This is a genomic window from Streptomyces sp. NPDC023541, assembly GCF_055559995.1.
Genome location: NZ_JBVHJO010000004.1, coordinates 254,055 through 267,387, shown reverse-complemented (window position 1 = coordinate 267,387; position 13,333 = coordinate 254,055). Strand labels below are relative to the sequence as shown.

The 13,333-nt window shown below is 68.4% G+C and carries 4 protein-coding genes; 2 read left to right on the top strand and 2 right to left on the bottom strand.

Annotation, left to right across the window (positions count from 1 at the left end; all coding sequences use genetic code 11):
* Nucleotides 1-24: 24 nt before the first annotated feature.
* Together ACZ3X1_RS11750 and ACZ3X1_RS11745 are read right to left on the bottom strand one after the other, a co-directional pair.
* Nucleotides 25-537: an AMIN-like domain-containing (lipo)protein gene (locus ACZ3X1_RS11750; protein WP_467278925.1), complete on the bottom strand. Its 513-nt coding sequence runs from the start codon at nt 535-537 to the stop codon at nt 25-27.
* A 167-nt stretch (nt 538-704) separates the two neighbouring features.
* Nucleotides 705-5,651, bottom strand: coding sequence for an FG-GAP-like repeat-containing protein (locus ACZ3X1_RS11745; RefSeq protein ID WP_467278923.1), 4,947 nt, complete (start codon nt 5,649-5,651; stop codon nt 705-707).
* Nucleotides 5,652-6,042: 391 nt separating this feature from the next.
* On the opposite strand from ACZ3X1_RS11745, the gene ACZ3X1_RS11740 reads away from it, so the two are divergent.
* Nucleotides 6,043-12,717 (top strand): RHS repeat domain-containing protein, encoded by a 6,675-nt coding sequence (locus ACZ3X1_RS11740; RefSeq protein ID WP_467278920.1) that lies wholly within the window; start codon nt 6,043-6,045, stop codon nt 12,715-12,717.
* Nucleotides 12,714-13,247 (top strand): hypothetical protein, encoded by a 534-nt coding sequence (locus tag ACZ3X1_RS11735; RefSeq protein ID WP_467278918.1) that lies wholly within the window; start codon nt 12,714-12,716, stop codon nt 13,245-13,247. The genes ACZ3X1_RS11740 and ACZ3X1_RS11735 overlap by 4 nt, the downstream gene beginning before the upstream one ends.
* Nucleotides 13,248-13,333 lie beyond the last annotated feature (86 nt).

Sequence of the window (13,333 nt, the reverse complement as noted above, 5' to 3'; positions counted from 1 at the left end):
TCGGCGGTCGGGCGGTCGGGCGGTTCAGTGAGCGATGTCCACGACGAACCGCTCGGGCGAGTGCAGGCTGTAGGCGCGGTAGTAGGGGACGGTGTCGAAGGCGGCGCCGAAGGTCACGTACCCCTCGTAGTCGCCGGTCATGGCGAGGCCCTTGAGCTTACTGAGGTAGATCTTCTGGAGCTTGGGGCCGTGGTAGACGCTCCCGCCGGCGTCGTCGTGCGCGGCGGCGGGGTTCAGGCGGATCTCCAGGAAGTGCTTCCCGGCCAGCGGGACGGGCTTTCCGGAGCCGTCGTGGACGAGCTGTGCGACGGGCGTGACGGTCACCGTGGGGGTGTACCCCTGCAGGTCGATGACGATCCGGTCGTACGTGGCGTGCCCGCCCCAGCGGGCGTTCACGACGAGCGGGGTCGGGGTCTGGGTGTCGGCGGCGGCCGAGGTGAGGGTGGAGGCCGAGGCGGGCGCGGCGAAGGACAGGCAGGCGGCGAGCAGAACGCCGGTTGCCAGGGCCACGGACTGCCGTAGACGGACGTTGATCATGACGTCCCCTCGATTCCGAGAGACGGGGACAGGTGGCACAGTCTGGGACGCCAGGCCGGATTCTTTGGTTCCGCACCTTGGCCGAGGGGGCCGGGCACGGCGAGGGGCTCCGGTCCCCGGCCCAGGCCGGGGACCGGAGCCCCTCGCTTCTCAGCCGCAGCTGTCGGCTACCACATGCCGGGTGCGGCGTACCAGGAGGCGCGGACGCCGTCGAAGCCGCCGTCGGGTCGGCTGGTCAGGGTGAAGGCCCTGGTGTCGCCGGCCGCGTAGTTGTAGATCATGACGATGTCGGCCCGGCCGTCGCCGTCGGTGTCCCCGGAGACGGGGGTTCCGCTGCTGGTGGCCCACCAGTTGCCGTCGCCGGACTTCCAGCTGGCGAGGGGGGCGTTGAAGCCTCCGTCGGGCTTGGCGGTGAAGGTGTGGGTACCGGTGGCGCCGCTGTAGTCGTAGACGATGGCGAGGTCACCGCGGCCGTCGCCGTTGTAGTCCCCTCCGGTGGACTCGATACGGGCGGACTGGAAAGCCTGCGCCGTCGCGGACCAGGACTTGAAGGGTGCTTCGAAGCCGCCGTCCGTCTTCGCCTTGAAGGTCCACATCGCGGTCTCGACCGTGCCGTTGAAGTACACGGCGGCGATGTCGGAGCGGCCGTCGCCGTTGGAGTCGACCACTTGGTACTGCGCGGCAGCGTTGTGCCAGCCGCTGGCCGAGCGCCAGCTGTCGAGCCCGGCGTTGAAGGTACCGTCCGCCTTGCTGGTGAAGGTGGTCGCGGCCGTGACTCCGCTGCCGTGGTCGTGCACGACGGCCACGTCGGCCCGCTTGTCGCCGTTGAAGTCGCCCGCGAGCAGGGCCACCTTGCTCCAGTCCCACTTGCCCGCAGGGATCTGCAGGGGGGCGCCGGGAGTGGTGAATCCCCCGTCCGGCGTGCCGAACCAGGTGAAGACGGCGTTGTGCCCGTCGCCGTAGCCGTAGAGGGCCGCGACGTCGGCGCGCTTGTCACCGTTGAAGTCCCCGGTGGCCCACTTGGCGCTGGCGGCGTTGAAGTTCCGGGCGCCGCTGCTCCAGACCTCACGGGGCTCGGCGAGCCCGCCGTCCGGCTTGGCGTCCAGGACGTACAGGCCGGTGGTGTCGTTGCCGTAGTCCTGCACCGTGATCAGGTCGCTGCGCTTGTCGCCGTTGACGTCACCGCCGAGGTCGGTGCGCAGGTGTGCCGTGCGGTCGTTCGGCTTGTGGGCCGTGGTGGTGTAGCTGTGGCGGTTCCACTTGATGTAGCCGCCCTCGAAGTCCGAGCGGATCGAGGCGTTGTTCGTCGCGTACTCGGCCGAGGTCGGGAAGCCGAGCCAGCCGTTCTCCGAGTTCTCCGCGGAGTACTTGGTGCGGTTCGCGTTGCTGACGGGCCAGGCCCCCGTGCCGCTGCTCCAGAAGAAGGTCGTCGTGATCGCCGAGGCACCGACGGCCTTGAAGTGCTGGTGCGCACCGGCCTTGGGGCTGGTCGGGGCCTCCGGGTCCACGGGGAACCCGTAAACGCTCACGCCGCCGAGCCTGAGGAACGACTCGTAGATCCCGGCCCTCACCGGCTGACCGCCGGTGGCGAAGGAGTAGTACAGGGCGCTCTTGGCGCCGTTCTTGCCGAAGGTGGTGACCCACCCGGTTCCGCCGGGGGTCACCATCTCGTCGGAGGTGGGGTAGCCCAGGACGCCGGACTCTCGCTGCATCTCGGACCACTTGTTGCGGATGCCGCCCTGGATGGACCAGGCCCCGGTGTCCGGGCTCCAGTAGATGGAGCGGTCCTCCGCGCCGGCGGAGTTCTTCAGGTGGATGTAGCGACCCTTGCCGTCGGGTGCGACGACGGTGTCGGAGGTCGGGTGTCCGAACGTGAGCCCGCCGAGCGCCTTGAACTTGGCCAGGACGGGGCCGCAGAGGCTGCGCTTGCCGCCGGTGTGCGTACCCTCGACGGTCTCGCACTCGTTCCAGGGAGTACCGATCTTGACGAGGAGGCGCGGCTCTCCGAAGGCGGAGCCGTTCTGCATCGCCCGGCCCGGGAACTCGTACAGCAGGCCGTCGGTGCTCAGGGCGTGGAGATCGGCGAAGCCGTCGCCCTCGAAGTCACCGTTGCTCAGCGGTACCGGGTAGGTGCCGGCGGGGATCGTGCCCAGGGAGGCCGAGCGGACCGCGGCGTCGCCGTAGACCGTGAGGTCCGCGCTGACCGCGCCGAACTCGTCTGTGCCCTTGCGGCTGGTGTACTGGTGCACCTTGCCCGTGGTCCTGTCGCGGGCCCAGAGCTCGGAGAGGCCGTCACCGTTGAGGTCGCCGGGGACGGACAGGGTCATGTTCTGCCAGTCGGCCTGACCGAGCGAGATCGGCTTCTGGAAGGTGTCCAGGAAGCGGTCGGCCCGGGAACCGAGGAAGAGGTAGAGCTCGCCGCCCCTGCGGATGAGGAGATCCGGGTCGTCGGCGTCGTTCAGGACCCCGTCGTAGTTGTCGTCGTTGGTACTGGCGACCACCAGCACCTGGTCGGCGTTGGTCCACAGCCGGTTCTCGGCGTCGTAGACGTCGAACTCGAAGCGGCCCGACTCACCGCGCAGGCGGCCGGAGCCGTCGTTCTTGTGGAGCCAGAGTTCCTTCTTCTGCGGGTCCTCCGCGCTGGGGCTCAGTGCGATCAGGTCTTCGTAGCCGTCCTCGACGTTCCAGCTGCCGCGGTGGGCGATGACGGAACCGGCGAAGGAGGTCTGCGCGGCCGCGACACCGGCACCGAGGGTGCCGCCGGTCGCGCCGTCCCGCTGCCAGGGGTAGGTCCGCAGGGTTCCGGTGCTGGGGTCGACGGCCCACAGGTCGACGGTGGCGTCACCGTTGAGGTCGCCGGGCCTGTCCGGACCCGGGGTGCGTTCGGGCTGGAAGTGGTAGGCGTACTGGTCGGACTGGTTGCCGGCCGCGTCGACGCTGCGGACGTAGAGGTACTGCGGCCCCGCGCTGTAGGGCTTGAAGGTCACGGGCTCGGAGGGGCCGCCCTTCTTGGTCGCCTTGACCTGGCGGAAGGTGCTGTCCTGGTCGGACCACCACACGTAGCCGGTCACGTCGTCGACGCCGTTCGCGCCGAAGACGAAGGTGCCGTTGGTGCGGGCCGGCTTGCTGGGCTTGCCGCTGCCCGTGGGCGGGAATTCCGCCGAGCTGACGGAGGGCAGCTTGGACGGCCGGGACCGGTCGATGGTGAAGGCGCACTGGTCGGACGTCGCACTGTTGGTGGTCCAGTCCGTGGTGGCCACCTTCCACCAGTACGAGCCGTCAAGCCCCGATGCGTTGATCCGGACCACCGCGTCGCCGCCGCTGCTGACGTCCACGTGCTGCGATCCGGATGCCGCGGCGCCGGTCTTGCCCCACTCGAAGTAGGCGCGGAGGTTGTTGTCCTCGTCGTCGTGCACGCGGGCGCGCAGCTCGACTTCGCTGGTCAGGCCGAAGGTGCCGCCCGTGCAGGGCACGGAGGGGTTGGTCTTGAGGTCCGAGGGCTTGGCCGGGGCGGTGTTGTAGCGCGTGGAGACGCGCGCCGAGTTCGGGTCGAACTTGCGCCAGGACGTGTCGACGGCATTGGACACCGAGCGCAGGCCGAAGGACCAGGTGCCCCACTTGTTCGCCGCGGCCTTGCTCACGGCGGGCAGGACGTCGAACTCGACCAGGCCGTCACTGGCATTGGGGCAGTTGCGGCCGCCGAAGGACTGTCCGGAGCGGTCCACGCTGCCCTTGCTGGCGGGCTGGCGGTTCCAGGTGATGTTGTTGGGCAGGTCACGGCCGATGTCGAAGAGCTCGACATCGCCGGAGTTGCAGGACCAGGACCCGGCGTGCACCTGCTTGATGCGCATGACGGAGTCCAGGATCTGCTTGTCCTGGAGATTGCCGGTGCCGACCCGGAAGTAGGAGTTGCCCCAGGCGGTGTTGCCGTTGTTGTCCTTCGCGACGCCGACGCGGGCGAAGTCCTTCATGGTCGATCCGCCGTTCCAGAACACCATGTCGGCGCTCCCGCTGACCCCCGTGTTCTTGTAGGCGAGGGACCATGCGTTGCGTGCCGCGTCAGGCGCCCACTTGGGGTCGATGACCACGGGGAACACCGTCTCCGGTGCCTTCAGCAGGGCGGCGTCCGTCTTCAGAGAGAGGGTCTCACCGCGCAGCTCGACACCGAGGTCGGCCTGCCTGGACCCCTCGGTCGTGCCGGACAGTACGTCGTCCAGCGGGCGCGGGGCGGGGGCCGCGGGCGGCGTCGCCGGGTCGGACGCCGGTGCGGCGAGGCTCCGCGCGGCGGGGGCTCCGCTCTTGGCACCGGCCGGCTTGTCCTCCGCCGGCGCCTCTGCCGCCGACTTCGCCTCGGGGGCCTTCTGGCCGGGCCCTGAGACCCCGGCCGGCTGTCCGGCGGAGGAGTCCCACATGCTGGGCTCGGGCGTCGAGAAGACGGACCGCCCCGTCGGGTCGACGGCGCGCAGCCGGCCGTCGGGCTCGGCCTTGACCGTCAGGCCCTTCCCCTTGAGGCCGAAGTCGACCTTCGCGAGGGCGGGGTTCTTCGCAGCCTCGGCGGACTTGACGACCAGCGAGTGACTGAAGGAGTCCGCGGTCGCCTTGACCGCGAGGTCGACGCCCGGCAGCACTTCCGGGTACACGGCGGTGTCTCCGGAGAGCTTCGGCGCGGGCAGCTTGCCCGGCCAGCTCAACTGGATCTCACGGCCGTTCTCGCGCATGACGGCGAGCGGACCGGTGCCGCCGCCGGAGAAGGACACGTCCGTACGGGCCGCCTTCGGGGCGATCCGGCCCTGCGCCTTCACCTGGAGGGTGGGGTCGACGGGCACGAGGGCGGAGCCCTGCCGCACCCGGACCGGGAAGAGCGCCCGGTCGAGTGTCATGGTGCCGTCGGGGTTGGCGTACAGCTCATCGGTCTCGGTGCGCCCGCCGACCACTTCGACGGGCTTCCCCGACTTCTTCGCGGACTTCTTCGCCGACTCGGTTTCCTCGGCCAGCGGAGTGCCGATGGCGGAATTGTCTATTCCGCTTTTCGCTTTCGGTGCGGGCGCGGCGAAAGCCGCGGGAGCCGCCGAAATCGCGCCGCCCACCAGAGTGGTGGATATCACGACGGACATCGCTCTCAGCCGCCGCCGACCGCTCACGCCGAGCGGTCTTTCTGCTTGCTTCACTTGTTTCCTTCACTAGCGCCGAACCCCGTATCGGGGGTGGCTCGACCAGCCGGTGTGGCGAAAAACATACCGGCCTGACCTGCAAGGTGCCCGAAAAGGGTCATTCGGTCTTTATGTTCACTTTACTGGAACGTGGGGAGTTCGTTGCCCTGATTGATCTCCTTAGTTAACGCTCTGGTAGTAATACCCGACGTCATTTCGGCTCCCGTCATGGAGGTAGGGTTTGAAGCCGCAGCGTTCGTTTTTCCGTCAGGGGAAACGGCATAGACACAGAGCCGGAGGGTGGTCTGTCCTCAGGCCGGGGTGGACCGCGTCAGCGGTCGTCACCGCCCTGTTGGTGACCGGGCTTCCCGCAATAGCGGGAAGCGCCTCGGCCGCCGACCTGCCGGGTACGCAGAAGCTCACGAACGTTCCCGGCAAGAGGCTGTCGGACACGTCGAAGTCCAAGGACGCGGGCAAGGCGGCCGCCGCCAAGCGCACCTGGAAGGGCGCTCCGGCAGTGGAGCTGCCGAAGCCCGGAACGGCGGACGTCGAGGTGCCGGCCAAGGGCGGGGCGACCCCGCCCGCCGCCCCCGGCATCAAGATCTCGCAGTTCCTGGCACCCCCTCCGGCCGAAGTCCCGGCGGGCAAACTGCCGGTCAAGCTGAAGGCGGTGCCGGCGCCGACCGACCGCGTACCGGCCGCCGTCTCCACCGAGGTGGAGGTGAAGAACCAGGCCACCGCCACGGCCCTCGGCATCGACGGCGTGGTCATGGCCGTCAGGCCCGCTGACACCTCGTCCGCCTCCGTGCCCCTCTCGGTGGAGCTGGACTACACGAAGTTCCGCAACGCCTACGGCGGCAACTGGGGTTCGCGTCTCCAACTGGTCGAGCTCCCCGCGTGCGCCCTGACCTCGCCGGCGAAGCCGGAGTGCCAGAAGCGCACCCCGGTCGCCTCGAAGAACAACCCGGTCACGGGCACCGTGACCGCCACCCTGGCGGCCTCCTCGGGCGCGCAGACCCGCTCGGCGGCGTCCGCACCGACGGTGCTGGCCACGACGGCGGGCGCGAGCGGCAGCAACGGCAGCTTCACGGCGACCTCGCTGAGCCCCACCGGTTCTTGGCAGGGCGGCGGCTCGGCGGGTGACTTCTCCTGGTCCTATCCGATGGACCTGCCGGCCTCACTCGGCGGTCCGGCGCCGTCACTCGGCCTGGGCTACTCCTCGGCCGCCGTGGACGGTCGTACTTCCGCCTCCTCCGGCCAGTCCTCCTGGGCGGGCGACGGCTGGGACGTGTCCACCGGGAACAACTTCATCGAGCACAGCTTCGTTCCGTGCTCCGACGACAAGAAGGCGGGATCGGGGTTCAACAACCCCAAGCAGATCACCGGTGACCTGTGCCAGGGCGCACCGATGGTGACCCTGAGCCTCAACGGTTCTTCCACCCCGCTCGTCCTGGACGACGCCGACCCGCAGAAGAAGACATGGCGACCAGCGCAGGACGACGGCTCCAAGGTCGAGCTGCTGGACGGCGCGACCAACGGTGACACCGGCGGTCAGCACTGGCGGGTGACGAACCAGCAGGGCGTCCAGTACCACTTCGGGCTGAACCGCCTGCCGGGCTGGACCACCGGGAAGCTGGAGACCAACTCCGCGTGGACGGTGCCGGTCTATGGCAACCACCCGGGCGAGGCCTGCTACAAGGCCTCCTACGCCGATTCGGTCTGCAACCAGGCCTGGCGCTGGAACCTCGACTACGTCGTGGACCCGCACGGCAACGCCATGACCTACTGGTACGCCAAGGAGCACAACAACTACGGCTCCAACGTGCAGGACGACGGCAAGACGACCGCCCGCCCGTACGACCGCGGCGGCTGGCTCCAGCACGTCGACTACGGCCTGCGCTCGGACAACCTCTTCACCCTGTCCCCGGCACGTGTCGACTTCAAGGCCGTCGAGCGCTGCATCCCCACCAAGGACTTCGACTGCGCCGATACCAAGCTCGTCGACGGTGCGAAGTGGGACGTGACCAAGAACTGGCCGGACGTACCCGCCGACCAGATCTGCGACACCGGCAAGGAGTGCAAGGACCGCTACACGCCGACCTTCTTCAGCCGGAAGATGCTCGAGGCGGTCACGACCAGTGTCCTCAAGGCGGGCAAGCACGAGGCGGTGGACACCTGGGTCCTGACGCACGACTTCCGTTCCACCGGCGATGGTGGTGTGGCCCTTGAGTACCCGATGTGGCTGGCACAGATCCAGCACACCGGCAAGAACGGCGACGGCGCCGATGCCGAGATGCCTCCCGTGGTCTTCGAGGGCGTCCAGCTGGAGAACCGCGTCGACAACAACGAGGACGGCAGCCCGCCGTTCCTGCGCTGGCGCGTCCAGAAGATCCGCACCGAGACCGGCGCGGTCACCGCGGTCAAGTACGCGCCGACCGAGTGCAGCACCAAGGAGCCGAAGAAGCTCCCTGCCTCGCCCGAGAACAACACCCTGCGGTGCTACCCGGTGATCAAGGAGATCCCGGACCCGAACGACCCCAAGGGCGAGAAGAAGCTCTACGTCACCGACTGGTTCCACAAGCACCGCGTCGACCAGGTCAGGGACGAGAACCCGAACGCCATCTCCCCGACCAAGGAGACGAACTACCAGTACCTCGACGCTCCGGCCTGGGCGTTCGACGACGAGACGGAACAGCTGAGCGAGAAGGCCCGCACCTGGAACCAGTGGCGCGGCTACGGACGCGTCCGGACCCTGGTGGGTGTCGCCCCGGACAAGCGGAGCCAGACCGAAACGGTGTTCTTCCGGGGCATGGACGGGGACAAGGCCCCCTCCCAGCCCGGCGGCAAGCGCTCGGTCGTGATCAAGGACTCCGAGGGCGGCGAGATCGCCGACCAGGAGATGTACGCGGGCCAGGTCCGCGAGACGCTGTACTACAAGGGTGAGGGCGAGCCGCTCGAATCGGCCTCCCTGAGCACGCCCGGACACTCGGGGCCGACCGCGACGCGCAAGCGTGCGGACGGGGCCGAGCCGCTCCAGGCATGGACGGGCCACCTGTCCAAGATCACCTCGCGCAGTGTGCTGTCCGACGACCGGGGGCAGCGTCGCACCGGTATCGAGCACAACTACGACTCCCGTGGCCGCCTCACGCAGACGACGAACCGGGGCGACCTCGCGGTCACCACGGACGACACCTGTACGCGCTACGAGTACCACGAGGATCCGTCCAAGTGGATGTTCGGGTACCAGAAGCGGGCGGAGAGCCTCTCGAAGGCGTGTGACGCTCCGGACATCTCCCGTCCGGCGGACGTCATATCCGACCAGGTCTCGCAGTTCGACGCGGTCGGCAACGTGGTCCGTACCGAGTCGATCGACTCGTACGCGGGCGCGACGCCCAAGTACGTGCTGAGCGGCACGGCGACCTACGACGTCCACGGCAGGCCGGCCAGCTCCACGGACGTGCACGGGGCGACGTCGAAGACCGAGTACGTTCCCGCTGTCGGCGGTGTGCCGACGAAGGTGGTCACGACCAACCCCCTCGGACACACCACCACGACGGAACTGGACGCGGGCCGGGCCCTTCCCCTCGTGAAGGAGGACGCCAACAAGCGCCGGACCGTCATGCGGTACGACGCCCTGGGGCGACTCCTTAAGGCGTGGTCCCCGGACCGTGACCCGGCGGTCACTGTCCCGGACGCCGAGTTCTCGTACGACATCCGGCCGGGGTCCGCGGACGCACCGGTCGTCATCACGAACAAGTACCTGCTGGAGAGCGGCAACTACCGGACCCGGTACGACTTCTACGACGGTTCGCTGCGGCTGAGGCAGACCCAGCAGCAGGCCCTCGACCAGGGGCGGGTGATCACGGACACCTTCTATGACAGCCGTGGCCAGGTCCGCATGGAGAACGGGGCCTACTACAACGACCAGGCGCCGTCCTCCCAGATGTGGGTGCCCGTCGAGAGCAAGGTCCCGTCTTCCAGCCGGACCGAGTACGACGGCATGGGCCGCCCGGTGGCGACCATTTCCCAGAAGAACGGCCAGGAGACCTGGCGTACGACGACCTCGTACGGTGGTGACTGGGTCGCGGTCGACCCCCCGAAGGGCGACACCCCGACCAAGGCGTTCGTGGACGCCCAGGGCCGCAAGACCCAGCTGCACCAGTTCAGCGGTGACGCCCCGGTCGGTACTCCCGCGAACACCATCAAGTACTCCTACACGCGGCGCGGTCAGCTGGACACGGTGACCGATGTCGCCGGCAACGTCTGGTCGTACAAGTACGACCTCCGAGGGCGCGCGTACGAGGCCACTGACCCCGACAAGGGCGTCATGAAGACCACGTACGGTGTCGGAGACAGGATCGAGACCGTTACCGACAATCGTGGCAAGACCGTCGGTTTCGCCTACGACGTGCTGGGTCGCATCACCTCGACGCACGAAGGCTCCCCGCAGGGAACCAAGCTCACCGAGACGACGTACGACACCCTCCCCGGCGGGCTCGGCATGCCGGTGTCCTCCACCCGCTACGACCAGGGCAACGCCTACACGCAGGCCGTCACCGCTTACGACAGCGAATACCGCCGCCTGGGCAGCAAGGTCACGATCCCCGCGGCCGAAGGCAAGCTCGCCGGCACGTACACCTACAACTACACCCACAGCAAGACCGTGGGCCTCGCGACCTCCGTCCAGCATCCGGCCGCGGCCGGCCTGCCCGCGGACCGGGTGGCGACCGGCTACAACGGCCTCGACCAGCCCGCGAGCACCTCGGTCAACGGGCGCGCCTTCCTGACGAGCTCCGAGTACAGCCCGCTCGGCGACCTGGTGCGCACCAACGTGGGTGACGCGAACAAGCAGATCGTCTCGACCTACGAGTTCGACGAGCAGACGCGGCGCATGAGCCGCACGTACCACTCACAGCAGTCGGGCACCGGCTGGAGCCAGATCAGTGACGTCCGTACAAGCTACGACGCCACCGGCAACATCCTGAAGATCACCGACCGCATGGACGGCTCCGCAGCCGCCACCGACACGCAGTGCTTCTCGTACGACTACCTGCGGCGGATGACGGACGCCTGGACCGCGACCGACGACTGCGCGGCTCAGCCGGGTGGCTCCGGTCCCGGAGCGGGGCCCAAGGTCGGCGGACCGGACGCGTACTGGAGCTCCTACACCTTCGACGCCGTGGGCAACCGCACCTCGGAAGTCCAGCACGACGCGACGGGGAACACCGCCAAGGACGTCACCCGTACGTACATCTACCCCCAGAACGGTCCTGCCAAGAACCGTCTGCTGAAGGTGGACACCAAGGGCCCGGGCGGTACGCGGACCGACAGCTACGGCTACGACGAGGCGGGAAACACCACCCGCCGAGAGGTCCAGGGCGGGGTCCAGAGCCTGGAATGGGACACCGAGGGGCACCTGAAGAAGGTCTCCCCGGTACCGGGCGACGAGGCAAAGGACACCGAGTACCTCTACGACGCCAGCGGCAACCGGCTCATCCGGCGCGACCCGAACGGCACCACGCTGTACCTGCCGGGAACCGAGATCCAGGTGGCCAAGTCCACCGGTGCCGTCAAGGGGACCCGTTACTACACCTCGGCCAACGGCCCGGTGATGGTCAGGGTGGCCGAGGGCGGGAAGACGACCACCTCGTACCTGCTGAAGGACCACAACGGTACGGCCACGACGTCGGTCGACGCGGCCACCCAGGCGGTCACCCGGCGCAAGTCCATGCCGTTCGGTGATCCGCGCGGCCAGAAGCCGGCGGTCTGGCCGTCCGAGAGGGGCTTCGTCGGCGGGACCCAGGACCCCTCCACGGGACTGACCCACCTCGGAGCACGCGAGTACGACCCGTCGATCGGACGGTTCATCTCGACGGACCCGCAACTGGACATGGCCGAGTCGCAGACCATGAACCCGTACGCCTACGGGAACAACAGCCCGGTCACCTTCTCCGACCCCTCGGGCCAGTTCTGGGGCCTGCTCCGGATGGTGGCCGAGATGATCGGCCAGATGGTGGGCAAGTCCACCGACGAGGTGCTCCGGCTCACGGGCCACGGCCGGCTTGCCGGCGGAGGTTCCGCACCCGCCCCCGCGAAGCCGAAGCCGACCGTCTCCCAGGCCGATGTCCAGAGGGCGGAGGCGATTCGCAAGCAGTCCAAGATGGACGTCGCGATCAATATCGCCAAGGAAGTGGCCAAGGGCGTCACGGGCTGGGAGGACATTGCCGACTGCATCGGCGGTAACAAGAAGACCTGTGTGATGCTCGCCGCCGAACAGCTGCTCGGCGTCCTCGGCAAGGCGAAGCGGGTACTGAAGGCCGTCGAGCGGGCCTGGTCCATGTACCGCAAGTGGGAAGACGACGTCCGCTGGTCCGCGGGCATGCTGATGCGTTCGGAAAACGACGCGAAGGCGATGGCCAAGTACACGGAGGACTTCAACGACTGGCAGAAACAGGCCGACGCGGCCAAGGCCGCGAAAAAGGCTGACGTCGAGGCTCCGGCCGCCAAGCAGGCCGACAGCGGAGGCAGCGCCGACTCCGGCGGAGGCGGCTCCGGCGGTGGCGGCTCGGGCGGTGGCGGCTCGGGCGGTGGCGGTGGTTCCGGCGGAGGGGGGATCAACCCCCGAGGTGAGAGCCGTACGGTGCCCATCGTCGAGGTCGACAGGGCTTCGGCCGGCTGGGACCAGTCGCAGCGACTGAAGGAAGTGGCGCGCCGAGTGCCCGTGTTCGCGGCGCTGGGCAGGAGTGCCAAGCACAGCGGCCGGACATATGTCGGTGCGATGAACATGCGGACCGGCGACACCGTGCTGGCGTCGTCCGGCGGCGGCCATTGCGCGGAGGGGAACGCCCTCAAGGCACTCGGTGGTAACTTGTCCGAGGTCATATTCACGGACGCCTACCAGGTCAAGCGTAAGGACGGCCGCCTGAAGGCCGAAATCAAACCGGTCTGCACGAATTGCCAGACCAACTATTCTCCGGAGAACTTTGTGCCCGGAATTCAGGCCGACGAGGGCGGAGCATGGGGACGATGACGAAGCAACTGGAACTCGTCGGGATGGAGATCCAGCGCCACGACTGGAGCGCGATGCTCTGTGGCTGCGGCGAGTCGGGCGCGCACCTGCCGGCCCTGCTTCTCGAACTGGCGGCGCAGCCGGAGGACGGCGCCGGAATCGGCTACGAAGGCGTCGCCCGGCATGTGGTCTCACCGGCCGACATGTTCCTCGAGACGGCCCCTTCGGTGGTCGCGGTCGCCATGGCGGTACTGGCGTCGCAGACGCCTGAGTACGCCCGTGTCGCCCATCTCCAGATGGTGCTGTCCATCCTCTCGGCGGACACTCAGGCGCCCGTTCCCGCCTTGGCGGGACGTGACGTGGCGGCTGAATGCGAGGCCGAGGTCCGGCGAGGGCTGTGGACCTTGTACGCAGAAGTGTTGTCCAGCGAATCAATTGATGCGCGCAGTCATGCGTACGAGATCCTCACGTTGATCGAAGAGGATGAAGAACGCCTGGAACGACTCCAGGCGGCTGCGGGTGAAGGGCTGCCCTGGGATCTGCGCTCCTGATTGACCGACCCGAATGACGAAGGGCCCCGTACCTTGCTCCTGCAAGGTACGGGGCCCTTCGGGTCATCCGGGCGCCGGTGCGTTTC

Excerpts from the sequence above, each read along its gene's own strand:
- ACZ3X1_RS11750 (WP_467278925.1), bottom strand. The coding sequence starts at position 537 with ATGATCAACGTCCGTCTACGGCAGTCCGTGGCCCTGGCAACCGGCGTT.
- ACZ3X1_RS11745 (WP_467278923.1), bottom strand. The coding sequence starts at position 5,651 with ATGTCCGTCGTGATATCCACCACTCTGGTGGGCGGCGCGATTTCGGCG.
- ACZ3X1_RS11735 (WP_467278918.1), top strand. The coding sequence starts at position 12,714 with ATGACGAAGCAACTGGAACTCGTCGGGATGGAGATCCAGCGCCACGAC.